Raw genomic sequence first — 26491 nt, 5'->3', positions numbered from 1 at the left:
GTCCGGCGGGAGACGCTGTTCCCACGTTCCCACCCCTGGATAACGCGTTCCTTCGAGTGGTTAACAGAGCTTGGAACACCGGTAGTTGCGCGTCAATCCCGCGCGCGCCGGAAAATCTCGGTGCAGAGTGAGAACTTCACAGAGGGAGCCGATATGTGGATGGGTGTCGATCTCGGTACACAGAGCGTCCGTGCCGTGCTCGTCGACGACGACGGGGCCATGCTCGGCGGCGGCGCGGCCCCGCTGGGCGGCGGACGCGACGGGGTACGCCACGAGCAGTCGCCGGACGAGTGGTGGGAAGCGGTGCGCACGGCGATCGGCGGGGCCCTGCGGGACCGGCCGCCCGGCGGGTCGCGCCAGGTCCGCGCGCTCGCCGTGTGCGGCACCTCCGGCACGGTCCTGCTCACCGACGGCACGGGCCGGCCGCTCACCCCCGGTCTGATGTACGACGACGGGCGGGCCACCGCCGAGGCCGCGCTGGCACGCGAGCGAGGACTGCGCGTCCAGCCGACCTGGGCCCTGCCGAAGGTGATGTGGCTGCTGCGTCGGCAGCCCGCGACCGCGGGCGTACGCCTGACCCACCAGCCCGATTTCATCGTCTCCCGCCTGGTCGGCCGCCGTACCCCCACGGACTCCAGCCACGCGCTGAAGACGGGATACGACCTGACGTCCGACACCTGGCCGCGCGAGGAACTGTCCGCGCTCGGACTCGACCCGGGCCTCTTCCCGGAGGTCGTACGCCCCGGCGCGCGGCTCGGCGAGGTCGGCGCCGACGGCGAGAGGGCCACCGGCATCCCGGCCGGCACCCCCGTGATCGCCGGGATGACCGACGGCTGCGCGGCCCAGATCGCCTCCGGCTCACTGAGCCCCGGGTCGTGGAACTCGGTCCTCGGCACCACGCTCGTCCTGAAGGGCGTCACCGCCGACCCCGTCCACGACAGCACCGGGGTCGTCTACAACCACCGTGCCCCGGACGGCAGTTGGCTGCCCGGCGGCGCCTCCGGCGTCGGGGCGGGCGCGCTCGCCAGGGCCTTCCCCGACGCCGATCCCGCGCACTTCGACACCCAGGCCCACCGGTACGAGCCCTCGAACGCGCTCGCCTACCCACTCGTCTCGGGCGGCGAGCGGTTTCCCTTCCTCGCCCCCGACGCCACCGCCCTCCTCCTGGGCGAGCCTCGGTCCGACGCCGACCACTGGGCGGCGCTCCTCCAGGGAGTCGGCCACACCGAACGGCTCTGCCTGGACTACCTCGACCATCTCGGCGCCCCCCAGGACGGCCCGCTCACCTTCACCGGCGGCGGCTCACGCAGCGCGTACTGGAACCAGCTGCGCACCGACATCCTCGGCCGGACCGTGCACATCCCCCGGCACAGCGAACCCGCCCTCGGGATGGCCGTCCTCGCCGCGTACGGCGCCGGCGCCGCTCCCACCCTCGCGGACGCGGCCAAGCGCATGGTCGGCCTCAGCCACGTCCTGCGCCCCGACCCGGCGCGTACCGCGCGCTTCCTTCAGCCGTACCTGAGGATGGTCGGCGAACTGGAACGGCGCGGCTGGCTCCCCGCCCCGGTCGCCGCCCACGCGCGCGTCCGCGCTCGCGCCGACGACCTGGAGGTCCCGTGAGTACGACCCTGCTGCTGGCCCGCCACGGCCAGACGCTCTGGCACGCCGAGAACCGCTACGCGGGCGTGAGCGACGTCGGCCTCACCGACGAGGGCCGCGCCCAGGCGGCGCGGCTGGGGGAGTGGGCGGGACGGCAGGCGGCGGCGGGCGCGCCGATCGACGCGGTATGGACCTCCACAGTGCCCCGCGCGATCGTCACGGCGGAGCCCGCGTGCCGGGCACTCGGCCTCGTACCGGAACGCGAACACGAGCTGCGCGAATGCGACTTCGGGGTGATGGAGGGCCGTACGCTCGCGGAGTTCGAGGCGGTCGACCCGACGGGCGCGGCGGCGTTCCGCGCCGACCCGGTGGTCAACCCCTTCCCGGGCGCAGAGGACCCCCGCGCGGCCGCGACCCGCGGCACGGACGCCCTGCACCGGATCGCGACGGCGCACGAGGGCGGCCGGGTCCTGGTGGTCGCGCACAACACCCTGCTGCGGCTGGTGCTCTGTGAACTGCTGGGGATCGAGCTGAGCGACTACCGGCGGGTGTTCCCGGGGCTGCGGAACGCGGCGGTGAGCGAGATCCGCACGGACGGCAAGCGCACGGCGCTGCTGTCACTGAACGTGCCGTGCCAGGGGTGAGCCCGCGGTCAGCCCGATACGCGAGGCGCTTCCGCGCTCCCGTCCGGGATAACTTTCGGGTAGGTGAATTCGTCGGCCGGACTGGTCGGCGAGGTGGCCACGCCGACCGTCACGGTGACGTCGACCGTTCTCGGATGCTCCAGCGTCCGCTTCGGCACCGACGCCGTGAGCAGGGTCGAGGATGTGAAGCCGACGTTGTCCCCGGCGGTTTCCCTGAACATCACGGTGGCTCCGTCGACGAAGCCCGAGCCGTAGATTTTGACCGGGGTACCAAACCCTCCCTTGTCCGGTGAGACAGAGGTGACGACCACGGGTGCCGGTCCGCCGTAGGCGAACTGGCCGAGCGGGGCGGCGGGCGACGTGCCGAACTTGGTGGTGACGCGGACGTCGACGATGCCGGTTCCGTCGGGCACGGTCGCGGTGATCCGCATACCGGTGGAGTCGAGTGCGAACTCGACGCACGGCATCGGACCGAAGTCGACGACGGAATCCGGGTCGAATCCGCTGCCGCTGATGGTGACGGTCGCTCCTCGCGCCCCGAAGCCGGGACTCACCGAGGCCACCAGCGGTCCGGACGGAACGAGGGGAGCGCCCAGCAGCGTCAGGTAGGTGGAGTCGGCGTGCTGATAGGCGACTTGGCCCAGGTAGTCCTCAAGGGTCTTGTTGACCAGCGCGAGGTCGCGCTGGTCGTAGTCCCCGTTCATCGTGGTGCCGGCGCCGCCGGGCTGGACGTAGACGTTCCCCTTCCTGAGCGTGTCGATCTCCGTGAGCAGCAACTTCACGTCATCGTTCGCCCTCGGTCCCTTGTCCTTCGGGTACCACCCCTTGGGCGTCTGAAGATCGGACCAGGCGCACGGGACGACGTCGTAGGAGTTGACGTACCTCTCGTTCTGGTCGAGCGGAAGGGAGTCGACGTACTGGGCGAAGCTCTGAACGCCGGCGGTGGGGGCGGCGAAGGTGACGAGGGCGAACTGCGGCGTGTTCGGCCACGGCAGTTTCTGGAGGTACGGGGCCAGCATGGTCGCGACGCAGCCGCCGAGGCTGTGGCCGGTCACATAGACTGTGGGCGAGGAGTACGCCGACGTCAGAAGCTCGGCCAACGCTTGCGGGAGGGTCGTGCCCGAGGCCACGGTGACATGCGGACGGGCGGGTCCGACGCCCTCCACGATGTCCCAGTAGGCGATGCCGGGCGCGTTGACGACCTGGGTGAACGCGGCCATGGCGCCCGCCGAGACAGCGACGGGGGACGGTGATCCGCCGGCGGTGAACGGCACCGGTGTTCCGACGTCGAGGTCTTCCATCATGTCGGTCGGAGCGCTGACCGTGCCCCGCACGACCACGGCGAACTGGTTCGATCCGTCGGTGTTCCAGGCGATGTACACCAGATTCCCGTTGTCCGGGCTCATCGCCAGCCACATCGGCAGCCACGTGTCCCCGGTGGCGAGCGAGTCGTCGGTCAGTCGCGCGGCGATGCCGGTGAGGGCGCGCCGGCCCTGTTCCGCGACGGTTTCACCCGACGGGCGGGGGGTCGCCGCCGTGGCGGCGAGCGCGGCGAGGGTCATGGTGACCTTGGCGTAGGCCGGGTACGGCAGTGAGGCGGTCGTCATAGGTGCTCCTTGGGCGTCGTGGAGACTGTGTGCGCCCGAGGGCCTTCTCGCCCCTCACCCGGGCTCGGCCGGCGTATGTTCACGCGAACTGTCGCGATGACCCTATGTGTCCCGTTTCGTGGCGCGGTCGCTTGACGCTTCACGGCACTGCCGGAGCCACGGATTTCAGGCTGCCGGCCCAGCGCGGTCGCGCGCGGGCAGCTTGTGCCGCTGGTCAGCGCAGCGTGCGCAGCCCGTCCAGCACGCGCCGCATGAGCGCGGTCTCGACCTGTTCCCTCACCTTGCCCGGGGGCACGCGGAGGTGTGCGGGGGCGCGGTGGGGGAGGGGCGGTACATCCGTGGTGAGGCTGGGTGCGACGGGCAGGGCGAGCTCGGCCCAGACGATTTTGCCCCCGGCGGGCGGCCGGTAGGTACCCCACCTCTTGGCGAGCGTCTGGACGAGCAGGAGTCCGCGTCCGCCTTCGTCGTCGATGGTGGGTGTCCTGGCGGCCGGGGCCTCGCGACCGCTGTCCCAAACCTCGACGTACAGACTCAGCCCGTCGAGGCGGAGCTGTACGCCGAGGATGTGCTCCGCCGTGACATCGGTCCATTTCCGGTGCGGAGTTCGCGGCCCGGTGGCTTTGACGCCGTTGGTGACGAGTTCGGAGACGACCAGCAGCGCGTCGTCCGTTACGTGGGCCGCACCCCACCAGCGCAGGGGTGCAGTCGACGAACGCGCGGGCGCAGCTCACGGCGGTGGGCAGGGCGACCAGTGCCAGCAGGTCCCATGCGCGCGGGAGTGGCACGCCACTACGAGGCATCGAGGGCGTGCACGGTCGCGTCGAGACTTGCTTCCAGCCGCGAGAGCAGTACGCGTTGCAGGGCGCCGCTCTGCCCGAGGTGATCGAGGGACGGCACGAGCACGTGCCGCGCGCCGGTGCGTCGCAGTGTGTCGGCCAACGCGGTGAAGGCGTTGAGCGTGCCGTACGCGAACTCCCGGTGAATGGCGACGAGTTGAAGGCCACGCTCCTGCGCGAAGCGCTCCATGTCCCGTTCCAGCGCGGGCGCCTCGCGGTAGGCCGCGTCGGAGCAGACGCGCAGGTAACCGTAGGCGGGCGCGGGCTGGTTGGTCGTCTCGTTCACGATGCTTCTCCGAATCGGATGACGGCGGAGGCGAACCACACCTGCCCGCGGATGGCGTCCTGCAAGGTCTGCTGAGCGGCGGTGCTGAGGGAGTACTGGGTGTTCAGGTGCTGCCAGGACGGCACGACCACGTCGCGGGTGCGGGTCCACCGACAGGCCGCGACGAGGGCTTTCCAGGCGGACACCCGCGTCCAGCTGTGCTCTATGAACACCTCGGGCAACGCGAAGCCTTGACGAAGAGCGAACGCGGCGATGTCCCCGCGTAACCGGTCGATCTCCTGACTGCCCAGTCCGGGCAACGCCCGTACGTACCCGTAGATCAGTGGATTCACGGCAGCGCACACTCCCTCGCCGTGCCTGCGATCAACTTGGAAGACATCTCCGTGACCTGCGAAATCGATCACGCCTGACCGTCAGGGCGGCGGCGAGCAAGCTGGAGTGGTCGGAGGCGAAGATCTGGCGCATCGAGACAGGTCAGACGTCGCTTCGCAGCCACGACGTCGAGACCATGTGCAAGGTCTACGGAGCACCGGAAGACCTGGCCGAAGCGCTGAAGGGCCTGGCCAAGGAGACGAAGGGGCGCGGCTGGTGGCACGCCTACGGTGATGTCATCCCGGAGAACTTCGATCTCTACATCGGGTTGGAGGAGGCGGCGACACGCCTCAGCCAGTACACCGCCGAGCTGGTACCCGGTCTGCTCCAGACCGAGGAATACGCTCGCACGTTGATCCGCGAGGACAACCCTGGCGATGACAACGAAGAGATCGAGCGACGCGTCCACGTTCGAATCGAAGATCAATCCCTACCTGCCCGACTACGCCCCAAACTGCTGTGGCATCTGGAGGCGGGCGGCTGGCGGCTGCTGGGGTTCGAGGGTGTCACCGCGACTCCGTGGGCAGATTTCAGACCCGGCGGCAACCATCTGGAGCCGGTGGCGACGGTGCTGCGGGAGCTGAGTACCCGCCCGGCACCGGGCGTCGGGCTGATGACGGCCTGGGACAGGTGGGGTCCTACTGCGACCCCGAGGCCGAACCGCTGCTGACCGGCCGGTGTCTCCTGCACACCGACCCCGCAGCGACGAACTTCCTCATCGGCGACCGGACGTGGCTTGTCGACTGGGCGTGGGCGGCACGGGGGCCGGGGTGGATCGACGCGGCCCTGTGGGGATTCCGGCTTGTCCTGGACGGAAGGCAGACCCCGGAGCAGGCAGGAGAGTGGGCCTTGACCGTACCCGCTTTCGCTGACGGCTGAGGATGACGAGGCGGGTGACGGCAACTGGTCCGAACCGGGCTGGGAGGTCCACACCGAGTCGGCCGTGGCCCGGTTGGCATCTGCCGTGTTCGAGGCGGTGTGGGAGCGGGGCGTCCCGCACGACAAGTACTCGGTCTGACCTGGCGAAACACTGAGGACTCATGTCCGCGTCACCCTCGTCCAGCGCCCAGGCCGCCCGTGAAGTCCTCGCCGCCCGCCTCGGAGAACTGCGCAGAGATGCGGAGCTGACCGGACAGGAACTGGCGCTTCGGTGTGGCTGGAGCCCTGCGAAGTCGTCCCGCATCGAACGGTCGCACGTCCTCCATGAGGGTGGCCACCGGTTCGCGTTGCTCATGGAAGAGACCGCTTCGCTACCGCATCGGTGACGCCGACACTATGGCCGGCCAACTGGGCTACCTGCTCGCGGTGATGGCCCTTCCGAACGTGAGCCTCGGTGTCATCCCGTTCTCCGCCGAACGGCGTGTATGGCCCCTGGAGGCGTTCTACCTTTTTGATGATCACCGGGCGAGCGTCGAACTTCTGACGGCTGCCGTGAACGTGTCGGCACCGAGCGAGATCGCCGCTTACGCCAAGGCGTTCTCTCAGCTGGCGGAAATGGCCGTCTACGGCTCGGACGCCCGCGTCCTCATCACTGAGGCGATCGACTCCCTCCAGTAAATCCGTGTGCAAGCTCATGCAAGAGCGTGGACCGTAACCTCCCCACTCCGTAGCGTTCTTGGCATAGCCGAGTCAGCAGGAAACGAGGGAGACCATGAGTAAGGAGGGCGGAGACCACTCCGGCGCCGCCGCGCGCCTCCGCCGAATGAAACCGATGGGCCCACCACCCGGTCGGTCCCGCTGAACGCACCCCTGGCGCGGGCAAGGTGCCACCGCTCGGACGCCGTCGCCTCTTTGGGGGGAAGTCACAGTCCGATCGGCAGTCGCCCCGCCTCGCGAAATGATCTACGTCAGGGTGAGGCGAGCCTCATCTCGGCAGATTCCGTGACGAGCGTCACGCCCACCGGCCGCATGGAGCACTCCAGTTGTTGGAAGCCCACCAACCGCCCCGCCGCCGCGTTGTGCTCGGTCACCCGTGTCCGGGGGTGTCCGGGTGGGCTACCGTCAGCCTGTTCCCCCAGCCCACACGTCTGTCCTCACCCCGCGGAGTCCCGATGAGCACTGCTGCCGTCACCACCCGTACCGGAGCGGTGCTCGCCGATCTGCTCCCCGTCGCGCGGAACCGGTACGCCGTCGACACCGCGCTCGTACTCGGCGGCGCCGCACTCACCGGCATCGCGGCGCAGCTCTCCGTTCCGGTGCCCGGTTCCCCGGTCCCGGTCACCGGCCAGACCTTCGCCGCGCTCCTCGTCGGCACCGCGCTCGGCGCCCGCCGCGGGTTCCTCGCGCTCGCCGTCTACACCCTCGTCGGCCTGGCCGGCATGCCGTGGTTCTCCGAGGGCGAGTCGGGCCCCGGCATCGTCTCCCTCGGTTACGTGCTCGGGATGCTGCTCGCCGCGACGGTCGTCGGCTCGCTGGCCCGGCGCGGCGGCGACCGTTCCGTGGCGCGCACCGCCGGGACCATGGTGCTCGGCTCCGTGATCATCTACGCGGTCGGCGTGCCGTATCTCGCGGTCGCCGCCGACCTGTCGCCGAGCGCGGCCGTCGCCGCCGGACTTACCCCCTTCCTGCTCGGTGACGCCCTCAAGGCCGCGCTGGCGATGGGTCTGCTGCCCGCCGCCTGGAAGCTCGTCGGCCGCCAGAACTGAGCGAGTTGCCGGGGTGGACGGTGTCGTCGCGCCGGAAGCGGTTTGCCCGGTCCTGGTGGCCCCTCAACTCGGTGAGCCGGCGCGCCGTCCTCCGTCGTCGGGCCCCTCGGTCCCGGCACGTCATGCACGGGTGCGCCACTCCCCACCCCGGAACACCGCGCGCCGTGCCCGACGTGCCACACTTCGCCCATGCGCGTCTATCTCGGCTCCGACCACGCCGGCTTCGAACTCAAGAACCACCTCGTCGAGTGGCTCACGGCCCACGGCCACGAGCCCGTCGACTGCGGCCCGCACATCTACGACGCCCAGGACGACTACCCGCCGTTCTGCCTCCGCGCCGCGGAGCGGACCGCGGCCGACCCGACGGCCCTCGGCATCGTGATCGGCGGCTCCGGCAACGGCGAGCAGATGGCCGCCAACAAGGTGAAGGGCGTGCGCGCGGCGCTCGTCTGGAACGAGCAGACGGCCGGGCTCAGCCGCGAGCACAACGACGCGAACGTGATCTCGATCGGCGCCCGGATGCACACCCAGGCGGAGTCGGCCAAATTCGTGGAGATCTTCCTCGGCACCGAGTACACGGGCGAGGAGCGCCACGCCCGCCGGATCCAGATGCTCGCGACGTACGAGACGACGGGCGAACTGCCCCCGATCCCGGCGCACCACCCCAAGCAGGACTAGGGCGTGTGGTGAAAGTCCCGTCTGGCCCACGACGCGGCTTCCTCACCTGTTCCTCGTCGGCGGGCACGCACAACGCGTCACGCACCAAGGAGAACCCGTGCCCGAGGGGCATACGATCCACCGCCTCGCCGAGGACCTGACCGACCGCTTCTACGCGGATCCGGTACGCGTGAGCAGCCCGCAGGGCCGGTTCACCCAGAGCGCGGCGCTCCTCGACGGACGGGTGCTGGACGGCGCGAGCGCCCACGGGAAGCATCTCTTCGTCGGCTTCGAGGACCACGGCTGGATCCATGTCCACCTCGGCCTCTTCGGGAAGGTGGCGCTCGGCGGGACCCCCGCCCCGCCACCCACCGACACCGTCCGGCTCCGCCTGCTCAACGACACGTATTACATGGAGCTGCGCGGGCCCACCACCTGCGCGCTGATCACCGAACCCGAGAAGCGCGCGATACACGACCGGCTCGGCCCCGATCCGCTGCGCCCGCCCGACGCCCCCGGCAACGACCCGGAGCGCGCGTGGGCCCGTATCTCCCGCTCCCGTACCACCGTCGCCGCCCTGCTGATGGACCAGAAGATCATCGCGGGCGTCGGCAACGTCTACCGCGCCGAAGTCCTCTTCCGGCACGGTATCGACCCCTACCGGGCCGGCCGAGACCTCACCCGCGCCGAGTGGGAAGCGATCTGGGCCGACCTGGTGGCGCTGATGCGCGAGGGCGTACGGCTGGGCCGGATCGACACCGTACGGCCCGAGCATCTGCCCGAGGCCATGGGACGCCCGCCGCGCGTGGACGACCACGGCGGCGAGGTGTACGTCTACCGGCGCGCGACCTTGCCGTGCCATCTGTGCGGCAGCGAGATCCGCACGGCCTCACTGGTCGCCCGCAACCTCTTCTGGTGCCCGGGCTGCCAGCGCGCCTGAGACCGGACGCACCCCGCCCTTCGACCGCCAGCCCCACTCCCGTCAGAAACCGTGCGGCAGCCACGGCGCGACCGGGGACGCGAAGGCCACCGACGCCTCAGCCAGCGCGCCGGGCCGCAGTTCACGTACCAGCCCCGCCCCCGCCAGCGCCGCCGGCGAGGTGTCGCCCAGATACATCGAGCCCAACTCCCGTACCGAGAGCGACAGATCGGCCGCGTCCGCCGTCCGCTCGCAGGACGCGCCCTTGACGTCACCGGTCAGCCGCCAACGTCCCTCGTTCCAGGGGCAGAAGGCGTCCTCGACCTCGAACACCACGTCCATCGGGGCCTGATACGTCCGCGCCGCGAGCGCCGCGCCCACCTCCACCAGCCGCACGTGCAGCGAGTCCCGCAGCCGGATGTTGGAGCGCCGGACGTCGGAGACCAGGAACTGGAACGGGTCGTCCACGGGCAGGTTCGCCACGCTCACCGCCGACGTCAGGTCGATCTCGCCGAGGAAGCGCCACAGGGTCGCGTACGCCACCGGGTCCAGGGCGGACACCCGGTCGATCACGACCGTGCCCTTCGGCCCGGCCGCCTCCCACGCGGGCTTGACGCGATAGAGCGCGTACCCGATCGTCCCGGCGTCGCCGCCCTCGCCCCGGCGAGCGAGCACGCACTGGAGCGCGGTCGCGCCCTCGCGCCCCTCGGGCGGGTCGATCAGCAGCTTCCGCTCCCAGCCGGGCCGCCGCTCCAGCATGCCGGGGCGGCCCGGGACCTGGCGCCTGTACACCGACTCGATGGACTCGCGCGCATCGTCCAGCGCGACGTACCGCAGCCGCACGGCGTCGGCGCCGTCCGCGTCGGCGGGCACCCGGAAGGAGACGTGTGAGGTGTCTATCTCGGCGCTCAACTGCCGTGTGCCGACGCCGTATCCGAACCGTCCGTAGATCTCCGGCTCCGACGCGGTCAACAGCGCCACCGACTGACCCCACGAGCGGACGTCGTCCAACTGCCGCCGCATCATGGAGGTGAGGATCCCGCGCCGCCGGTGCGTCGCCGCGACGCTCACCATCGTGACGCCCGCCGCGGACACCACACCCCCGCCGGGCACCGTGAGCCCGAAGGTGTACGCGCCCGCGGTCGCCACGCACTCGTCGCCGTCCCAGACCCCGACGGAGCGTTCGCACTCCGTCACGGAGCGCCATGCCTCGCGTTCCTCGGCGGAGTTGACGAGCGCCCCGCCGAAGGCTCGTTCCAGGGTCCCGAACCAGCGGTCCCAGTCGGGGGCTTCGAGTACTCGCAAGTCTGTGGTCATATGCCATCAGTACCAGGGCGCGGGCGGTCGAGGCGACCCGGTATCGAACGCAATGTCACAGGGGTCCCCCTGCACGTGCGGCCCACTGATGGATAAGGTCCAACGACAATGGCCGGTGGCGCGAAGGCGGATTCGTACACGGCCCGGATGCGCAGGTCGCTGCACCGGGCCCGCATCGGCGTGCGCAAATCCGGAGTCGACTACTTCCGCGGCGACGGCTCGGACTGGATCGCACTCGTCGGACTGCTCCTGACCGTCCCCGGAATCGCCATCGCCACGATGGCGATCCCCGTCTGGTTCGCGCCGTCCGCGCTGGTCCTGCCGATCGTGGCCGGGGGACTGCTGCTGCGGCCCTCCAGCCTGCTGAGTCTGTACGCGGCCGCCGCCACCGCGCTGATCGTCGAATCGCTCGTCCTGGGCCCGTACGACCAGGGGCCGGCCACGGTGACGCCCGGCACCGTCCTGGTGGTGGCGGCCTGCGGGCTCTTCGGGCTGCTGATCGCCCAGTTCAGGGCCCGCGTGGGCGTGCCGTGGCGGCGCGGCGGCACGATGCTCTTCGACCTGCGCGAACGCATCCGGGTCCAGAGCGCCCTGCCGCAGCTGCCGAAGGGCTGGCACCGCGAGATGTCGCTGCGGCCGGCCGGCGGTCAGTCCTTCTCCGGCGACTTCGTCGTGGCCGCCCGCACCAACGGGGGCCGCACGCTCGAAGTCGTCCTCACGGACGTCTCCGGCAAGGGCATGGACGCGGGCTCACGCGCGCTGCTGCTGTCCGGCGCGTTCGGCGGCCTGCTCGGCTCGCTTCCGCCGGAGGGCTTCCTGCCCGCCGCCAACGGCTATCTGCTCCGCCAGGACTGGGACGAGGGCTTCGCGACCTCCATCCATCTGGTGCTGGACCTGGAATCGGGGGAGTACGAGCTGCTGTCGGCGGGCCATCTGCCCGCGCTCCAGCTCCACGCGGGCAGCGGGCGCTGGGAGGAGATGGCGGCGGAGGGTCCGCTCCTGGGTGTCTACGATCACGCGGAGTTCGACCCGGTGAAGGGCGTCCTGCTGCCGGGCGACGTACTGATGCTGTTCACGGACGGCCTGGTCGAGGCGTCGGGCCGGGACCTCAGCGAGGGCATAGACCGGCTCTCGGGCGAGGCGGACCGGTATGTCGCGGCTGGCTTCGTGGGAGCGGCCTGGCACTTGATCGAGTCGGTGGCGAAGCATGTGAACGACGACAGGGCGCTGCTGCTGCTCTGCCGCGAGAGCTGAGGCCCGACCGGCCCCGTCCGCACCGGCCCCCGTCGCCGGTCAGGCGCCCGACGTCTTCACCGGCGACAGCTCACCGCCGCCGACGGACTCGCCGTCACCGCCGCCGCCACCTCGCCCGCCGCCCGGCAACACCCGTGCCAGCCAGTGCGACTTGGCCGCGGCCAGCGGGCCGAGGACCGCGAGAATCAGGACGTAGCCCGCGATGAACGGGGCAAGCCGCTCGTCCAGGGCCGCGCCCGCCGCCATCGTCGCGAGGATCAGGGCGAACTCGCCGCGTGCCACCAGCGTCGTCGCGATGTTCGCCGCGGGGCCGGAGCCGAAACGATGGACGCGCGAGGCCACGAGCCCGGCCAGCACATTCATCGTCAGTGTCACGGTGACGGCCGCCACGACCGGCCAGAGCACCGTCGGCAGGTCGCCCGGGTTGATGGACAGCCCGAAGGCGAAGAAGAAGATGGCACCGAACGCGTCCCGCAGCGGGTGCACCAGCGTACGGATCCGGTCGCCGGAGGCCGTGCTGCCCAGCATCAGACCGACCATGAACGCGCCGATCGCGTCCGCGACCCCGAACCATTCGGAGACCCCGGCCATGAAGACCGCGGCGCCCAGGAAGGAGATGACGAGCAGTTCGTCGTCCTTCGTGTTGATGAGGCGGCCGATGACCTTCTTGCCGAAGCGCGCGGCCAGAGCCAGCAACAGCAGGAATCCGAACGCCTTCCCGCCGTCGGCGAGCGCGGCCGAGAGACTGTCGGCGCCGGACAGGATCGGCTGGAGCGCGGCCAGGTAGAGCGCCAGGAAAATGTCCTCGACGACGATGATCCCAAGGATTGGCCTCGTCTCGGGATTCCCGATACGGCCCAGGTCGACCAGGATCTTCGTGACGATCGCGGACGAGGAGATACCGAGCACACCGGCGAGGACCAGCGCCTCGGACGTGCCCCAGCCCAGCGCGAAGCCGAAGCCGAGCCCGGCGCCCACGTTCAGCACGAGATACGCGCCGCCGGCGAGGGCCATCGTGCGGCCGCCCGCCTTGAGATCGTCCAGATGGAATTCGAGGCCGAGGTAGAAGAGCAGCAGGACGAGGCCGAGGGCGGACAGCATCTCCAGGTCGTGCGGATCGGAGACGAGCACGATGCCGGGGGTGTGCGGTCCCAGCAGGATTCCGGCCAGGATGAACAGCGGGATCGTCGGCAGCTCGATCCGGCTGCCGAGACGGGCGAGGAAAGCGGCGGCGAGGAAGGCGCCGCCCATGGCTATGAGCGTGTCTGCGTGTCCGATGGGACCGTTCCTCCATCAAGTCAAAGGAGCGTCAAGGAATCGTAAGTAATTAGTTTACCAAACGATTTACCCTGCAACTTCTGCCACTTCTGACACACACCATGGAGTCGGACATATGACGTATCTCAGCCTGGCCGAGGTGGAGTTCATCGCGCGCGAGGCACACGCCGCCCAGACCGACAAGGCCGGCCGGCCGTACACGGAGCACCTTCAGGCGGTCGCCGACGGGGTCAGGGCGCGCGGCGGCTCGGCGGAGCAGATCGCGGCGGCCTGGCTGCACGACTCCGTCGAGGACGACGCGCTCTCCCGCGAATGGCTCGACGCCGCCGCGCTGCCGGCTCCGGTCAAGGCCATGGTCCTGGCGGTGACGAAGGTGAAGGGCGAGGACACCGCCACGTACGCCCATCGCATTCTGGCCACCCCCGGCGCGCTGCTCGTCAAGGAGTCGGACCTGGCCCACAACGCGGATCCGGGCCGCCTCGCCGTGCTGGACGAGGCGACCCGGATCAGGCTCACCGAGAAATACGCGGAGGTACGGCGGCTACTTGGCCTGCCCCGCTGACCGGACGTCGCCCGTCCTGTGCGGCCCCGCACCGGACACCGCGTCCTGCCGGAACGCCCACGTCATCTCCGGCTCCGTCGCGCAGCGGAAGAGCCGGCGCACCGGCGGCGTACAGAGCAGCGTCATCGCGGCGCCCGCGAGCAGGGTCAGGAAGACCCGGCCGGCCGGCTCGTTCAGCCAGGCGTTCGTGTCGAAGATCCCGCTGTAGACGGCGCCCTTGACCAGGAAACCGTGCAGCAGATAGCCGCAGATGGTGCCCGCGCCGAGTGCGGTGAACCACATCTTGCGGCGCGGCACCCACGACAGGAACGCGGCCGTCAGCACGACCGAGCAGCCGAACATCGCGAAGGTCATGACGACGCCCATCCACCACGGCGCCCCTTGGTCCTGCGCCGCGCTGTTGTGGTAGAACCACGCGTTCTGCATCCGGACCGCCGCCCAGTACGCGAAGGCGAGCGCGCCCAGGAAGACGGGCACGGCCAGCAGCCGGACCTCACGCCGCCGCACCAGCTGGAAGTGCTCGGGCTTGAGTACGAGCCCCAGGACGAAGAGGGGCAGGAACTGCAGTACGCGCTGGAGATTGAGGTCCTCGCCGATGTTCGGCGTGAAGGAGGCGAGCGCGGCGATGCCGAGGGCGACCGGCAGGGGGTGGCGCAGCGACAGCCAGACGGGAGTGGTCAGCCGCCAGATGAACAACGCGGCCAGGAACCAGGTGAGATACCAGGGGTCGAGCAGACTGATGGGGTGACCCGGGTCGTTGGTGACCCGCTTGAACAGCGAGTACGCGACCTCGAAGACGATGTACGGGACGGCGATCCCGGTCACCAGGCGTCTGATCTGGTGGGGGCGGCCGGTGTAACTCCGGGAGAAGTAGCCGGAGATGATGATGAAGGCCGGCATGTGGAACGAGTAGACGACCATGTAGAGCGCCTTCGTCGCCCGGCTGCCCTCCATGACGGGCTCCCAGGCGTGGCCCATGGCCACCAGCACGATGGCCAGGTACTTCGCGTTGTCGAAGAACGCGTCTCGCTTCGTGGACGTCTTGGCGGTGGGGGGTGTCGACTTCGCGGAACCCTGAGGGGTCCGTACAGGGGTTTCGGCCACTGCGGCCGATGCGGTCCGTGCAGTTGGGGGGACGGGATCCAGCTCCCGCGAGCGGGGGAGCGGAGCCCTCTCATATCCGTGCGGAGCTGGGGACATCTCATTAACCTTAGCGCCGCACAATGCGATGAGTAAAACCTCCCGGGCAACTGGGGTGTTCGACACCGAAACAGCCTCTCACCGGTAGATATGCCCCTGTTAATCCCCCTTAAATAGGGCATATCATCAGGCTGTGACCCTCGATATGACTCCGCGTGAATTCAACCGCCGAACTGTCCTGGACCCGCTCTGAATTGGCTGTGAGCCGACTGTGGAAGCGGGAAATGATCGCATCGAATGACGTGCCCATTCATTCCCTTGCCCCGCGCGCGACCGGCGCCGCACCCGGCGCTCCCGCCGGGGCGATTGGCGTGATCCTTTCCTCGATGATTCGTCACGGGACGCCACCTGGGCGGAGGTTGGTGGCACGATGGAGGGAGCGGGAATGTGCGAGGCCGTGAGTTCCCGCGGCCGGCAAGGCGGACCGACCGAGGGTGTGATCAGTTGTGGCTATTTCACTGTCTGTGGTGCTGCTGTTGGCGATCGTCCTCGTGGTGCTGATCCGCGGCGGCTCCCTGAAGGGCGGCCCCGCCACGGTCGCGATCCTGTTCGGCTTCTTCCTGGCATCCACGGACATGGCCCCGTCGGTGAACAGGTTCCTGAACTCGCTGGCGGAGACGATCAACCAGATCAACTTCTAGGGCCTGCTGTCCGGATCAGGCCCTGCCCCCGACCCCACCCGTCCGACTCGGAGTACCAACGCATCAGGGCCAGTCCGGAGGAGCATCCTTCGACCTGGCCCTGAGTCATGTGGAGCGGGCGACGGGAATCGAACCCGCGTGGCTAGTTTGGAAGATCCCGTACGAGGATGGCGGCTGAGCAGGGAACTCGTCGACCTGCGGGCCAGCAGGCACCGAACCGCTGTTCCCCGTTGTGTCCCGTTGGTCGCCGCATGGTCGGGCACGTGGCGGATGTCGCGGCGCCCTCGCGGCTTGGCATCCCCGAAATCATCCGGCTCGCGAGGCTGTGCCCGCCGAAGATCGGACTCCCGTGCCTCCATCGGCGCTGCGGAAGCACGTCTACGTGAGGTCGGTGGAGCGGCTTCGGGCGGGAGCTGCCTTGGGGCGAGGCCTGTCCCATGGTCCGCGTCGGCGTGGGTACGTTGCTCTCATGAAGCTCGACTCCACCGAGGCTCGCAGCCGCTTCGCGGTCGCACCTGTCGCGCGGCTCGCAACGGCGGACGCCGATGGAACCCCCCACGTCGTGCCCGTAACGTTCACGCTGAGCGATGACCGAATCTTCTTCGCGATCGACTACAAGCCGAAGAGCACGTGGAACCTGCGGCGGCTGCGGAACATCCGCGAGAATCCGAAGGTCGCCCTCCTGGTCGATCACTTCGACTCCGACTGGACCCGACTCTGGTGGACCCGTGCCGACGGCCACGCCGAGATCCAGGAAGACGGAGGCGAACGCCTTCAGGCTCTTGAGCTGCTGGAACACAAATACGAGCAGTACACGGAGAACCCTCCCGTCGGCCCTTTGGTGATCATCCGCGTAGATCGCTGGAGCGGTTGGGCCTTCTCGGAGTGACGCTGACGGTGGGACCACGTACAGAGGTCAGTCGTCGAACAGATCAGGATCGGCCGAGGCCAGGAAGGCAGCCAGTCGTTCCGGTGATCGATACAGATCGCTCATAAGGACGCCCAGAGCTTCAAGGACCGCGCGATCCGACGAGTACACGGCAAACATCCCGGATTCGGAGTCGTGCTCCAACTGATCCGCCGCATTGGGCAGATGCCGGGCTGCCAGGAGTCGTGCGATGCCATCCCAGGTATATCCGTTCCCCTCCCGGTCCGCAGCCTGGAGCACCGGCACCAGCTCGTCCCAGTCTGTGAGCCGAAGGCTGTGACCGGGATCGAACTCGATGTCTTCAAGCAAAAACGGTGCCGGATCACGCGTGTCCATGACGCGACGATATCCATGCTCGACGGCACCGCAGCGACAAGGGTGCACACGACTACAAGATTGACTTCTTGGTCCGGGTGACGAGCTCGCCGCCATCGTCACCGACCCGGCCAAGACCAGCGGGCCCGCGGCACTGGTCTCCGCGCTCAACCGCCCGGTCCCGCACGGCGGGAGCCTCCTGCCCATCGCCGCGTCGGCGGGCTTCTGCCACCTGGCCGACCTCCCCGAGCCCTCGCTCACCGACGCGCTGACCGCCGCCGACGCCGCCATGTACCCGCCCTTGGCAGGGGCCAAGGGCGCGACTCCCCGCCGGAACCCCTTCAACTGGCTGTGGCGCAACGCGTCTCATCAAGCGGGAACCAAGGGTCTGCACTTCCATGACCTTCGGCATACGGGCAACACCCTGGCTGCGGCGACGGGTGCGAGTCCCCGAGAGTTGATGACGAGAATGGGCCACAGCACCGCCTCGAACGGGCACGCAGCGGGCACGCAGCGGGCACGCAGCGGGCACGTAGGGCGGATTGCGGATCAGCAACGACTCAGGGCCAGTCCGGAGAAGCGCTCTCCGACCTGGCCCTGAGTCATATGGAGCGGGCGACGGGAATCGAACCCGCGTAGCTAGTTTGGAAGACTAGGGCTCTACCATTGAGCTACGCCCGCGTGCGCCGCAGGTCATGAGGACCACCGCACCGGAAACATCGTAGCGGGTCCGTGGCCCTCGGCGCACACCGCTTCCCCGTCGCTCACGTACCGGTAAATACGTCCGGCGCACTGTCCGCGGGCATGTACCCTACGTGTCGCACCGACGGGGTGTGGCGCAGCTTGGTAGCGCGTCCGCTTTGGGAGCGGAAGGTCGTCGGTTCGAATCCGGCCACCCCGACCATCAGTACACGTGCTTGTTCATGATCGCGTTGCGGGCGTCATCCTGGTTGCGGCTACTATGCAAGCTGCGTGCCCGTGTGTCTGAAGAGACTGTGAAGAACCGGGCCGAATCCGCTGGTCCGCCGGAGTCACGGCGGGTACGGCAGAACCCCAGAATCAGCCACCAAGGAGACCGAACCGTGAAGAGCGCCGTGGAGACCCTGAACCCGACCCGGGTTCGGCTCACTGTCGAGGTGCCCTTCGAGGAGCTCAAGGACAGCCTCGACGCGGCGTACAAGAAGATCAACGACCAGGTCACGGTGAAGGGCTTCCGTAAGGGCAAGATCCCGGCCCGCGTCATCGACCAGCGGTTCGGCCGTGGAGCTGTGCTGGAGGAGGCCGTCAACGACGCCCTTCCGAAGTTCTACACGGAGGCCGTCAACGAGGGTGAGCTCAATGTCCTCGGGCAGCCCGAGGTCGACATCAAGGAGCTGAAGGACGGCGAGCTGCTCTCCTTCACCGCCGAGGTCGACATCCGTCCGGTCATCGAGATCCCGGACTACTCCGGTATCGAGGTCACCGTCGACGCGGTCGGCGTCTCCGACGAGGACGTCGACAAGTCCGTCGACGAGCTTCGTGAGCGCTTCGCCTCCACCAACCCCGTCGAGCGTGCCGCCGCCGAGGGCGACGTCGTGACGATCGACCTGGAGGCCAAGGTCGACGGCGAGGTCCTGGAGGACGGAGTCGCGAGTGACGTGCAGTACACCATCGGCTCCGGCGAGCTGCTCGAAGGCATCGACGAGGCCGTGACCGGCCTGGAGGCCGGCGGCGAGGCCACCTTCACCTCCCAGCTCAAGGGCGGCGCCGCCGAGGGCAAGGACGCCGAGGTCGCCGTCAAGGTCACCCAGGTCGCCTCCCGCGAGCTGCCCGACCTGGACGACGACTTCGCGCAGATGGCGAGCGAGTTCGACACCCTTGAGGAGCTCAAGGCGGACAGCCGCAAGCGCCTCGGCAACATGAAGCAGTACGACCAGGCCACCCAGGCCCAGGAGCGCGTCCTCGACGAGCTGCTGAAGCTGGCCGAGGTCCCGATCCCCGAGAAGCTTCTCGAGGACGAGATCAAGACCCGTAAGCACAACCTGGAGCACCACCAGCTCGGTCAGATGGGCCTCGACCTTCCGAAGTACCTGGAGATCCAGGGCAAGACGGAGGAGGAGTTCGACGAGGAGACCAAGGAGCAGGCGGTCAAGGGCATCAAGACCCAGTTCATCCTCGACGAGCTGGTCAACAAGGAGAAGCTGAACGTGAGCCAGGAGGAGCTGACCGAGCACCTCATGCGTCGCGCGCAGTCCTCCGGCATGTCGCCCGACCAGTTCGCGCAGGCCGTCGTCGAAGGCGGCCAGGTGCCGATGCTCGTCGGCGAGGTCGCCCGCGGCAAGGCGCTCGCCGTGGTGGTCGAGTCCGCCAAGGTGACGGACACGAACGGTGAGGTCGTCGACCTCCAGGACGACGACGAGGCGGATGAGGCGGACGAGACCGCCGCGACCGTCGAGGCGTCCTCCGACGACACCGACACCGACGCCGCCGCGGACGACGACAAGCCCGAGGCGAAGAACGAGGGCTGAGCGTCCTCGCTCGACGGATCTCCGGGCCCCGGGACGCGACTCGCGCCCGGGGCCCGCTCCGTACCCCTGCCCGGCCCGGCGGGGGTGCCCCCGCCTCTGCCACGACCCAACTACCTTGCGCTGCCAGCGAACAGTCCAGGAAGCGGGATGGCGCCCGCCGACCAGCGCGTTAGGGTCCATGAATACGAGGGCTGGGGAATGCCCCGTCCCCCGGAACGAAAGACGCTGAGACGGCCGGAGCCGTCAGAGACGAGCAGGTGGACACGTGACGAATCTGATGCCTTACGCCGCCGGCGAGCCTTCCCTCGGTGGTGGCCTCGGCGACCAGGTCTACAGCCGACTGCTCGGTGAGCGGATCATCTTCCTCGGCCAGCAGGTCGACGACGACATCGCCAACAAGATCACCGCGCAGCTCCTTCTCCTCGCGGCCGAGCCCGAGAAGGACATCTACCTCTACATCAACAGCCCCGGTGGTTCGGTCACGGCGGGCATGGCTGTCTACGACACCATGCAGTACATCCCGAACGACGTGGTGACCATCGGTATGGGCATGGCGGCCTCCATGGGCCAGTTCCTGCTGACCGGCGGCAGCGCCGGCAAGCGCTTCGCGCTGCCCAACACCGACATCCTCATGCACCAGGGCTCCGCGGGCCTCGGCGGCACCGCCTCCGACATCAAGATCCAGGCCGAGCAGCTGCTCCGTACGAAGAAGCGCATGGCCGAGATCACCGCCCGTCACACGGGCCAGACCGAAGAGACCATCATCCGCGACGGTGACCGCGACCGCTGGTTCACCGCCGAGGAGGCCGTGTCCTACGGCATCATCGACGAGATCATCTCCGCTGCTTCGGGTGTTCCGGGCGGCGGCGGCACCGGCGCCTGAGGGCCATCAGTACGCCCCGGACCGGCCACGTCACCCCATCGAACGCCACCAGGATGGTGAACACCCCTATGAACAACATTCCCGGCGCCTCTGCGAGCGGCCTCTACACCGGCCCTCAGGTGGACAACCGCTATGTCATCCCGCGCTTCGTGGAGCGCACCTCGCAGGGCGTACGCGAGTACGACCCGTACGCGAAGCTCTTCGAGGAGCGCGTGATCTTCCTCGGTGTCCAGATCGACGACGCGTCGGCCAACGACGTCATGGCGCAGCTGCTGTGCCTGGAGTCCATGGACCCCGACCGTGACATCTCGATCTACATCAACAGCCCCGGCGGCTCGATGACGGCCCTCACGGCCATCTACGACACGATGCAGTTCGTGAAGCCGGACATCCAGACGGTCTGCATGGGCCAGGCCGCCTCCGCGGCGGCGGTCCTGCTCGCGGCCGGCACGGCGGGCAAGCGCCTGGCCCTGCCGAACGCGCGCGTCCTGATCCACCAGCCGTCCAGCCAGACCGGCCGCGAGCAGCTCTCCGACCTGGAGATCGCGGCCAACGAGATCCTGCGCATGCGCGCGCAGCTCGAGAACATGCTCGCCAAGCACTCCACGACGCCGATCGAGAAGGTCCGCGACGACATCGAGCGCGACAAGATCCTGACCGCCGAGGACGCTCTGGCGTACGGTCTGGTCGACCAGATCGTCTCGACCCGTAAGACCACGGCGGCGGCAGCGGCCTGACCCGTCCGGTGCCCTTGGCGCGGTCTCACGTCCTCGTGAACCGTGCCAAGGGGGGCCCGTACGGGGGGCCAGGCAAGGTACCGTCGGGTATGAGGCACAGGAGCCGCTGAACCAGGCTGCTCCCAGGCGAAGGGGAAGCACCTCGTGGCACGCATCGGTGATGGCGGCGACCTGCTCAAGTGCTCGTTCTGCGGGAAGAGCCAGAAGCAGGTGAAGAAGCTCATCGCAGGCCCCGGGGTCTATATCTGCGACGAGTGCATCGACCTCTGCAACGAGATCATCGAGGAGGAGCTCGCCGAGACCTCCGAGGTGCGGTGGGAGGAACTGCCCAAGCCGCGCGAGATCTACGAGTTCCTCGAGGGGTATGTCGTCGGGCAGGCACCCGCGAAGAAGGCGCTCTCGGTGGCGGTGTACAACCACTACAAGCGCGTGCAGGCAGGGGAGAACGGCGGCGGCGCGAGCCGCGACGACGCGATCGAGCTCGCCAAGTCCAACATCCTGCTGCTGGGCCCCACAGGCTCCGGCAAGACGCTTCTCGCCCAGACGCTGGCCCGGATGCTGAACGTACCGTTCGCGATCGCGGACGCGACGGCGCTGACGGAGGCCGGCTATGTAGGCGAGGACGTCGAGAACATTCTGCTGAAGCTGATCCAGGCGGCCGACTACGACGTCAAGAAGGCCGAGACCGGGATCATCTACATCGACGAGATCGACAAGGTCGCCCGCAAGAGCGAGAACCCGTCGATCACCCGCGATGTCTCCGGCGAGGGCGTCCAGCAGGCCCTGCTGAAGATCCTGGAGGGCACCACGGCCTCGGTCCCGCCCCAGGGCGGCCGTAAGCACCCGCACCAGGAGTTCATCCAGATCGACACGACGAACGTGCTGTTCATCGTGGGCGGCGCCTTCGCGGGCCTGGAGAAGATCATCGAGTCACGGGCCGGCGCGAAGGGCATCGGCTTCGGCGCGACGATCCGCTCCAAGCGCGAGATCGAGGAGAGCGACCAGTTCCAGGAGGTCATGCCGGAGGATCTGGTGAAGTTCGGGATGATCCCCGAGTTCATCGGCCGCCTCCCGGTCCTGACCTCGGTGCACAACCTGGACCGTGAGGCGCTCCTCAAGATCCTGGTCGAGCCGCGCAACGCGCTGGTGAAGCAGTACCAGCGCCTCTTCGAACTCGACGGTGTGGAGCTGGACTTCGACCTCCCGGCGCTCGAAGCCATCGCCGACCAGGCGATCCTGCGCGGCACGGGCGCGCGCGGTCTGCGCGCGATCCTGGAGGAGGTCCTCCAGTCGGTGATGTACGAGGTTCCGTCCCGCAAGGACGTGGCCCGCGTGGTCATCACCGCGGACGTCGTCCGCAACAACGTGAACCCGACGCTGGTCCCGCGCGAGCCGCGGATCGTGAAGAACGACGGCCGTCACGAGAAGTCCGCGTAACGGCGACACCTGTACGTACGAGAAGAGGGGCGCCCGCCGGTCCGACCGGCGGGCGCCCCTCCTCGTGACGCGGGGGTAGTGCGTGTCGTCAGAGCTTGACGCGAACGTCGTTGCGCAGCTTGGCGGTTGTGGCGGCGGCGTCCTCAAGTGAGCCGGCCTTGCCCGTGAGGGCGCTCGCCATGTCGATCGGCATGGCGAAGCCCAGGGTGGAGTAGTCGCCCCAGATGCAGACGGAGAAGGTCACCTCGGAGGGGCCTTCCGTCTCGCCCGTCGCCATCTTGGCCGCCTGGCACTTCAGGATGGCGCCGTCGAGGCCCTCGGGCTCGAAGGACTTGGCGTCCCCCTCGAACTTCGGGACGTCCTCGCCCTCCTCCTTGGCGGACTCCGACTTGAGGTAGTCGAACATGGCGTCGACGGCCTTCTCCGGGTCTTCGACCTCGCCGTACACGCCGCCGAACTGGATCAGCTTCCCGGCCAGCGGGTTGTCCTCCGACCCCGACTGGTACCCGGCGTTCACGTCCTTGGGGTTCTTCACGCCCCACTTCTCGGCGTCCTGGAGGTCGTTCTTGGTCATGCCGCCGGTGTCGCCCGTGCCCTCGCCCTTCTTGTACTCGCCGTCGATCACCGTCGCCGGCGTGATCAGCTTGTGGGGACCGTCGTCTGCGACTTCACTGCTGCCTCCGCCCACCAGGAAGTACGCCCCACCGCCGATCACCGCGAGTGCCACGATGACGGAGCCGATGATCAGGCCCGTCTTCTTCTTCGGAGCGCCCTGCGGCGGCGGGAAGCCCGGTGCTCCGCCGTACGGGGGCTGCTGCGGCTGCTGGCCGTACGGGCCCGGCTGCTGCGGCTGTCCGTAGCCCTGCTGGGGGACTCCCTGCGGCGCTTGCTGCGGGTACCCGTAACCGGGCTCACCCTGCGGCGGCTGCTGCGGGTACCCGTAGCCGGGCTGGCCCTGCGGCGGCTGCTGTCCGTACGGTCCGGGCTGGCCCTGCGGCTGCTGCCCACCATACGGGCCCGGCTGGTTGTAGCTCATGTGCTCTGTCCCCTCCAGATGCTTATACGTTTCCGACATCCTGACTGAAGGAGCGGCGTCATGGACCATCGGGGGGCGCACCGTTACCGAACTATCCCGTTTCAGTGCAGAGCTGTGACGCCTCTAAACTGTGTGTCGTGACCGAGAACTCTCAAGCGCAGCCCGCAGCCAACCCTGAACTGCCGACCCAGTACGCGCCGGCCGAGGTGGAGGGGAAGCTGTACGAGCGCTGGGTAGAACGCGGCTACTTCGAGGCTGACGAGAAGAGCGGGAAGCCGCCGTACACCATCGTCATCCCGCCGCCGAACGTCACCGGCAGCCTGCACCTCGGGCATGCCTTCGAGCACACGATCATCGACGCCCTGACCCGCCGTAAGCGTATGCAGGGCTACGAGACGCTGTGGCAGCCCGGTATGGACCACGCCGGTATCGCCACGCAGAACGTCGTGGAGCGCGAGCTGGCCAAGGAGGGCAAGTCCCGGCAGGACCTGGGGCGTGAGGCCTTCGTCGAGCGGGTCTGGCAGTGGAAGGAAGAGTCCGGCGGCCAGATCTCCGGTCAGATGCGCCGTCTCGGCGACGGCGTCGCATGGTCCCGTGAGCGGTTCACGATGGACGAGGGGCTGTCCGCGGCCGTTCAGACCATCTTCAAGCGGCTCTACGACGACGAACTGATCTACCGCGCCGAGCGCATCATCAACTGGTGCCCGCGCTGTCTCACCGCCATTTCCGACATCGAGGTCGAGTACCAGGACGACGACGGCGAACTGGTCTCCATCAAGTACGGCGACGGGGACGAGACGCTCGTCGTCGCCACCACCCGCGCCGAGACGATGCTGGGAGACACCGCCGTCGCCGTCCACCCGGACGACGCGCGCTACGCGCACCTGGTCGGCAAGCGGATCAAGCTGCCGCTCACCGACCGTACGATCCCGGTCGTCGCGGACGAGCACGTCGACCCCGAGTTCGGCACGGGCGCGGTCAAGGTGACCCCCGCCCACGACCCGAACGACTTCGAGATCGGCCGCCGCCACGACCTCCCCAACATCACGGTCATGGACGAGCGGGCCGTCATCACGACCCCCGGCCCCTTCCAGGGGCTCGACCGCTACGAGGCCCGCTCCGCCATCGTCGCCGCGCTGCGCGCGGACGGCCGCATCGTCGCCGAGAAGCGGCCCTACGTCCACTCCGTGGGCCACTGCTCGCGCTGCAAGACGACCGTCGAACCGCGGCTGTCGCTCCAGTGGTGGGTCAAGGTCGGCCCGCTCGCCAAGGCGGCGGGCGACGCGGTCCGGGACGGCCGGGTCGCGATTCACCCCAAGGAGATGGAGTCCCGCTACTTCGCGTGGGTCGACAACCTCAACGACTGGTGCATCTCACGGCAGTTGTGGTGGGGTCACCGGATTCCCGTCTGGCACGGTCCGGACGGCGAGACCGTCTGTGTCGGTCCGAACGACGAGCCGCCGACCGGTGAGGGCTGGAGCCAGGACACGGACGTCCTGGACACCTGGTTCTCGTCCGGGCTCTGGCCGTTCTCCACGCTGGGCTGGCCCGAACAGACCCCGAGCCTGGAGAAGTTCTATCCGAACTCGGTCCTGGTCACCGGCTACGACATCCTCTTCTTCTGGGTCGCCCGGATGATGATGTTCGGCCTGTACGCGATGGACGGCACCCCGCCGTTCCACACCATCGCGCTGCACGGCATGGTCCGTGACCAGTTCGGCAAGAAGATGTCGAAGTCCTTCGGCAACGCGGTCAATCCGCTGGACTGGATGGACACGTACGGATCCGACGCGGTCCGCTTCACGCTCGCCCGGGGCGCCAACCCCGGCGTCGACGTCCCCATCGGCGAGGACTGGGTCCAGGGCTCCCGTAACTTCGCCAACAAGATCTGGAACGCCACCCGTTTCGCCATGATGAACGGCGCCACGGTCGAGGGTCCCCTGCCCGACGCCCCGGAGATGTCCGCCACGGACCGGTGGATCCTCTCGCGGCTGAACGAGACCGTCGCGCAGGTCGACGCGTACTACGAGGACTACCAGTTCGCGAAACTCAGCGACGGCCTCTTCCACTTCGCGTGGGACGAGGTCTTCGACTGGTACGTCGAGCTGTCCAAGACGACCTTCTTCGCGGGCGGCGACCAGGCCAAGGTCTCCGGGCGCGTCCTCGGTGAGGTCCTGGACGTCACCCTGCGTCTGCTGCACCCGGTCGTCCCGTTCGTCACCGAGACGCTGTGGACCACGCTGACCGGCAAGGAGTCGGTGGTCATCGCCGACTGGCCGGCCGACTCGGGCTTCCGTGACCCGGCCGCCGAGCGGGAGATCGAGCACGTCCAGCAGGTCGTCACCGAGGTCCGCCGGTTCCGCGCCGACCAGGGACTGCAGTCGGCCCAGAAGGTCCCCGGTCGGCTCGACCTGTCCGCGACCCCGCTCGCCCCGCACGAGGCGGCGATCCGGCAGGTGCTGCGGCTCCAGGCGGCGGGAGACGGCTTCCAGGCGACCGCGACCCTGCCGGTCGCGGGTGCCACGGTGGAGCTGGACCTGTCCGGGACGATCGACGTCGAGGCGGAGCGCAAGCGCCTGACGAAGGACCGGGACGCGGCCGAGAAGGAGAAGCAGCAGGCCACGGCCAAGCTCGGCAACGAGGCGTTCCTCGCGAAGGCCCCGGACAACGTGGTCGACAAGATCCGCGGCCGGCTGGCCAAGGCCGAGGCCGACATCGAGCGGATCACGGCGCAGCTCGCGGCTCTCCCGAAGAGCTGACGGCGGTCGGAGAAGCACCGGCACCGGTTCACGGGGCGGGGCGGCAGCTGCGCCGTACCCGCTCCGTAGACT

23 protein-coding genes, 2 tRNA genes and 2 pseudogenes are annotated in these 26491 nt (G+C 68.9%); 17 read left to right on the top strand and 10 right to left on the bottom strand.

What is annotated here, in order from left to right; all coding sequences use genetic code 11:
• Positions 1 to 159: 159 nt before the first annotated feature.
• Both ACIBBB_RS10165 and ACIBBB_RS10160 read left to right on the top strand, forming a co-directional pair.
• The gene (locus ACIBBB_RS10165) at positions 160 to 1620 is read left to right on the top strand and encodes an FGGY-family carbohydrate kinase (RefSeq protein WP_398980537.1); all 1461 of its coding nucleotides are present in this window, start codon (positions 160 to 162) and stop codon (positions 1618 to 1620) included.
• Entirely contained in the window at positions 1617 to 2243 is a 627-nt protein-coding gene (locus tag ACIBBB_RS10160) for a histidine phosphatase family protein (RefSeq protein ID WP_398980536.1), read from the top strand. Before ACIBBB_RS10165 ends, ACIBBB_RS10160 begins: the two co-directional genes overlap by 4 nt.
• An 8-nt stretch (positions 2244 to 2251) precedes the next feature.
• On the opposite strand, the gene ACIBBB_RS10155 is transcribed toward ACIBBB_RS10160, so the two are convergent.
• The 4 genes from ACIBBB_RS10155 to ACIBBB_RS10140 form a co-directional block, all read right to left on the bottom strand.
• A complete protein-coding gene (locus ACIBBB_RS10155) occupies positions 2252 to 3850 on the bottom strand; it encodes an IPT/TIG domain-containing protein (RefSeq protein ID WP_398980535.1) in 1599 nt (532 codons plus the stop codon).
• A gap of 214 nt (positions 3851 to 4064) precedes the next feature.
• Entirely contained in the window at positions 4065 to 4505 is a 441-nt protein-coding gene (locus tag ACIBBB_RS10150; protein ID WP_398980776.1) for an ATP-binding protein, read from the bottom strand.
• Between the two features lie 134 nt (positions 4506 to 4639).
• On the bottom strand, positions 4640 to 4972 hold the full coding sequence (locus ACIBBB_RS10145; RefSeq protein ID WP_398980534.1) for a recombinase family protein: 333 nt from the start codon (positions 4970 to 4972) through the stop codon (positions 4640 to 4642).
• Positions 4969 to 5304 carry a hypothetical protein gene (locus ACIBBB_RS10140; protein ID WP_398980532.1) on the bottom strand — a complete coding sequence of 112 codons (336 nt, stop codon included), beginning with the start codon at positions 5302 to 5304 and terminating at the stop codon, positions 4969 to 4971. Before ACIBBB_RS10140 ends, ACIBBB_RS10145 begins: the two co-directional genes overlap by 4 nt.
• Here ACIBBB_RS10140 and ACIBBB_RS10135 point away from each other — a divergent pair.
• From ACIBBB_RS10135 to ACIBBB_RS10115, 5 genes and pseudogenes are all read left to right on the top strand, one after another.
• Positions 5295 to 5789: pseudogene (locus tag ACIBBB_RS10135) on the top strand (Scr1 family TA system antitoxin-like transcriptional regulator); the annotation flags it as partial. The gene ACIBBB_RS10140 and the pseudogene ACIBBB_RS10135 sit on opposite strands and share 10 nt — an antisense overlap.
• A gap of 595 nt (positions 5790 to 6384) precedes the next feature.
• Positions 6385 to 6901, top strand: a pseudogene (locus ACIBBB_RS10130) (Scr1 family TA system antitoxin-like transcriptional regulator).
• 494 nt (positions 6902 to 7395) lie between these two features.
• On the top strand, positions 7396 to 7989 hold the full coding sequence (locus tag ACIBBB_RS10125; protein ID WP_398980531.1) for a biotin transporter BioY: 594 nt from the start codon (positions 7396 to 7398) through the stop codon (positions 7987 to 7989).
• Between the two features lie 189 nt (positions 7990 to 8178).
• Positions 8179 to 8667 (top strand): ribose-5-phosphate isomerase, encoded by a 489-nt coding sequence (locus ACIBBB_RS10120; protein WP_398980530.1) that lies wholly within the window; start codon positions 8179 to 8181, stop codon positions 8665 to 8667.
• Positions 8668 to 8764: 97 nt separating this feature from the next.
• Complete coding sequence (locus ACIBBB_RS10115; RefSeq protein WP_398980529.1) at positions 8765 to 9586, top strand: Fpg/Nei family DNA glycosylase; 822 nt, start codon at positions 8765 to 8767, stop codon at positions 9584 to 9586.
• A gap of 42 nt (positions 9587 to 9628) precedes the next feature.
• On the opposite strand, the gene ACIBBB_RS10110 is transcribed toward ACIBBB_RS10115, so the two are convergent.
• Complete coding sequence (locus ACIBBB_RS10110; protein WP_398980528.1) at positions 9629 to 10882, bottom strand: GNAT family N-acetyltransferase; 1254 nt, start codon at positions 10880 to 10882, stop codon at positions 9629 to 9631.
• Positions 10883 to 10990: 108 nt separating this feature from the next.
• On the opposite strand from ACIBBB_RS10110, the gene ACIBBB_RS10105 reads away from it, so the two are divergent.
• Positions 10991 to 12136 carry a PP2C family protein-serine/threonine phosphatase gene (locus ACIBBB_RS10105; protein ID WP_398980527.1) on the top strand — a complete coding sequence of 382 codons (1146 nt, stop codon included), beginning with the start codon at positions 10991 to 10993 and terminating at the stop codon, positions 12134 to 12136.
• Between the two features lie 39 nt (positions 12137 to 12175).
• Here the strand turns inward: ACIBBB_RS10105 and ACIBBB_RS10100 are convergent, their stop codons facing one another.
• Positions 12176 to 13387 carry a cation:proton antiporter gene (locus tag ACIBBB_RS10100; protein ID WP_398980526.1) on the bottom strand — a complete coding sequence of 404 codons (1212 nt, stop codon included), beginning with the start codon at positions 13385 to 13387 and terminating at the stop codon, positions 12176 to 12178.
• A 142-nt stretch (positions 13388 to 13529) separates the two neighbouring features.
• Between ACIBBB_RS10100 and ACIBBB_RS10095 the strand changes: the two genes are divergently transcribed.
• A complete protein-coding gene (locus ACIBBB_RS10095; RefSeq protein ID WP_398980525.1) occupies positions 13530 to 13976 on the top strand; it encodes an HD domain-containing protein in 447 nt (148 codons plus the stop codon).
• Here the strand turns inward: ACIBBB_RS10095 and ACIBBB_RS10090 are convergent.
• The gene (locus ACIBBB_RS10090; RefSeq protein ID WP_398980524.1) at positions 13956 to 15176 is read right to left on the bottom strand and encodes an acyltransferase family protein; all 1221 of its coding nucleotides are present in this window, start codon (positions 15174 to 15176) and stop codon (positions 13956 to 13958) included. The two genes, ACIBBB_RS10095 and ACIBBB_RS10090, sit on opposite strands and share 21 nt — an antisense overlap.
• 446 nt (positions 15177 to 15622) lie before the next feature.
• Between ACIBBB_RS10090 and ACIBBB_RS10085 the strand changes: the two genes are divergently transcribed.
• Both ACIBBB_RS10085 and ACIBBB_RS10080 read left to right on the top strand, forming a co-directional pair.
• Entirely contained in the window at positions 15623 to 15817 is a 195-nt protein-coding gene (locus ACIBBB_RS10085; protein ID WP_189107123.1) for a hypothetical protein, read from the top strand.
• 469 nt (positions 15818 to 16286) lie between these two features.
• Positions 16287 to 16706 (top strand): TIGR03668 family PPOX class F420-dependent oxidoreductase, encoded by a 420-nt coding sequence (locus tag ACIBBB_RS10080; protein WP_398980523.1) that lies wholly within the window; start codon positions 16287 to 16289, stop codon positions 16704 to 16706.
• Positions 16707 to 16733: 27 nt separating this feature from the next.
• On the opposite strand, the gene ACIBBB_RS10075 is transcribed toward ACIBBB_RS10080, so the two are convergent.
• Together ACIBBB_RS10075 and ACIBBB_RS10070 are read right to left on the bottom strand one after the other, a co-directional pair.
• Positions 16734 to 17081 (bottom strand): Imm51 family immunity protein, encoded by a 348-nt coding sequence (locus ACIBBB_RS10075; protein WP_398980522.1) that lies wholly within the window; start codon positions 17079 to 17081, stop codon positions 16734 to 16736.
• A 586-nt stretch (positions 17082 to 17667) separates the two neighbouring features.
• A tRNA-Gly gene (locus tag ACIBBB_RS10070) sits at positions 17668 to 17741 on the bottom strand.
• Between the two features lie 146 nt (positions 17742 to 17887).
• On the opposite strand from ACIBBB_RS10070, the gene ACIBBB_RS10065 reads away from it, so the two are divergent.
• The 5 genes from ACIBBB_RS10065 to clpX all read left to right on the top strand — a co-directional run bounded on the left by ACIBBB_RS10065 (position 17888) and on the right by clpX (position 22624).
• Positions 17888 to 17964: transfer RNA gene (locus ACIBBB_RS10065), tRNA-Pro, on the top strand.
• Between the two features lie 178 nt (positions 17965 to 18142).
• A complete protein-coding gene (gene tig / locus ACIBBB_RS10060; protein WP_398980520.1) occupies positions 18143 to 19567 on the top strand; it encodes a trigger factor in 1425 nt (474 codons plus the stop codon).
• A 277-nt stretch (positions 19568 to 19844) separates the two neighbouring features.
• The gene (locus ACIBBB_RS10055) at positions 19845 to 20450 is read left to right on the top strand and encodes an ATP-dependent Clp protease proteolytic subunit (RefSeq protein WP_398980775.1); all 606 of its coding nucleotides are present in this window, start codon (positions 19845 to 19847) and stop codon (positions 20448 to 20450) included.
• Between the two features lie 53 nt (positions 20451 to 20503).
• Positions 20504 to 21187: an ATP-dependent Clp protease proteolytic subunit gene (locus ACIBBB_RS10050; RefSeq protein WP_398980519.1), complete on the top strand. Its 684-nt coding sequence runs from the start codon at positions 20504 to 20506 to the stop codon at positions 21185 to 21187.
• A gap of 144 nt (positions 21188 to 21331) precedes the next feature.
• The gene (gene clpX / locus ACIBBB_RS10045) at positions 21332 to 22624 is read left to right on the top strand and encodes an ATP-dependent Clp protease ATP-binding subunit ClpX (RefSeq protein ID WP_384325237.1); all 1293 of its coding nucleotides are present in this window, start codon (positions 21332 to 21334) and stop codon (positions 22622 to 22624) included.
• An 88-nt stretch (positions 22625 to 22712) separates the two neighbouring features.
• Here clpX and ACIBBB_RS10040 read toward each other — a convergent pair whose 3' ends face one another.
• Positions 22713 to 23660 carry a hypothetical protein gene (locus ACIBBB_RS10040; protein WP_398980517.1) on the bottom strand — a complete coding sequence of 316 codons (948 nt, stop codon included), beginning with the start codon at positions 23658 to 23660 and terminating at the stop codon, positions 22713 to 22715.
• 137 nt (positions 23661 to 23797) lie between these two features.
• On the opposite strand from ACIBBB_RS10040, the gene ACIBBB_RS10035 reads away from it, so the two are divergent.
• Positions 23798 to 26419: a valine--tRNA ligase gene (locus ACIBBB_RS10035; protein ID WP_398980516.1), complete on the top strand. Its 2622-nt coding sequence runs from the start codon at positions 23798 to 23800 to the stop codon at positions 26417 to 26419.
• The last annotated feature ends 72 nt before the right edge of the window (positions 26420 to 26491 follow it).

The sequence above is a fragment of the Streptomyces sp. NPDC051217 genome (genome assembly GCF_044455465.1).
Classification (GTDB): domain Bacteria; phylum Actinomycetota; class Actinomycetes; order Streptomycetales; family Streptomycetaceae; genus Streptomyces.
Note: the sequence above shows the minus strand (reverse complement) of the source record. Positions and strands in the feature narration are given on the sequence as shown.

Excerpts from the sequence above, each read along its gene's own strand:
- ACIBBB_RS10050 (WP_398980519.1), top strand. The coding sequence starts at position 20,504 with ATGGTGAACACCCCTATGAACAACATTCCCGGCGCCTCTGCGAGCGGC.
- ACIBBB_RS10095 (WP_398980525.1), top strand. The coding sequence starts at position 13,530 with ATGACGTATCTCAGCCTGGCCGAGGTGGAGTTCATCGCGCGCGAGGCA.
- ACIBBB_RS10040 (WP_398980517.1), bottom strand. The coding sequence starts at position 23,660 with ATGAGCTACAACCAGCCGGGCCCGTATGGTGGGCAGCAGCCGCAGGGC.
- ACIBBB_RS10090 (WP_398980524.1), bottom strand. The coding sequence starts at position 15,176 with ATGTCCCCAGCTCCGCACGGATATGAGAGGGCTCCGCTCCCCCGCTCG.
- ACIBBB_RS10125 (WP_398980531.1), top strand. The coding sequence starts at position 7,396 with ATGAGCACTGCTGCCGTCACCACCCGTACCGGAGCGGTGCTCGCCGAT.
- ACIBBB_RS10105 (WP_398980527.1), top strand. The coding sequence starts at position 10,991 with ATGGCCGGTGGCGCGAAGGCGGATTCGTACACGGCCCGGATGCGCAGG.
- ACIBBB_RS10155 (WP_398980535.1), bottom strand. The coding sequence starts at position 3,850 with ATGACGACCGCCTCACTGCCGTACCCGGCCTACGCCAAGGTCACCATG.
- ACIBBB_RS10120 (WP_398980530.1), top strand. The coding sequence starts at position 8,179 with ATGCGCGTCTATCTCGGCTCCGACCACGCCGGCTTCGAACTCAAGAAC.
- ACIBBB_RS10080 (WP_398980523.1), top strand. The coding sequence starts at position 16,287 with ATGAAGCTCGACTCCACCGAGGCTCGCAGCCGCTTCGCGGTCGCACCT.
- ACIBBB_RS10165 (WP_398980537.1), top strand. The coding sequence starts at position 160 with ATGGGTGTCGATCTCGGTACACAGAGCGTCCGTGCCGTGCTCGTCGAC.
- ACIBBB_RS10110 (WP_398980528.1), bottom strand. The coding sequence starts at position 10,882 with ATGACCACAGACTTGCGAGTACTCGAAGCCCCCGACTGGGACCGCTGG.
- ACIBBB_RS10075 (WP_398980522.1), bottom strand. The coding sequence starts at position 17,081 with ATGGACACGCGTGATCCGGCACCGTTTTTGCTTGAAGACATCGAGTTC.
- ACIBBB_RS10100 (WP_398980526.1), bottom strand. The coding sequence starts at position 13,387 with ATGGGCGGCGCCTTCCTCGCCGCCGCTTTCCTCGCCCGTCTCGGCAGC.
- ACIBBB_RS10055 (WP_398980775.1), top strand. The coding sequence starts at position 19,845 with ATGCCTTACGCCGCCGGCGAGCCTTCCCTCGGTGGTGGCCTCGGCGAC.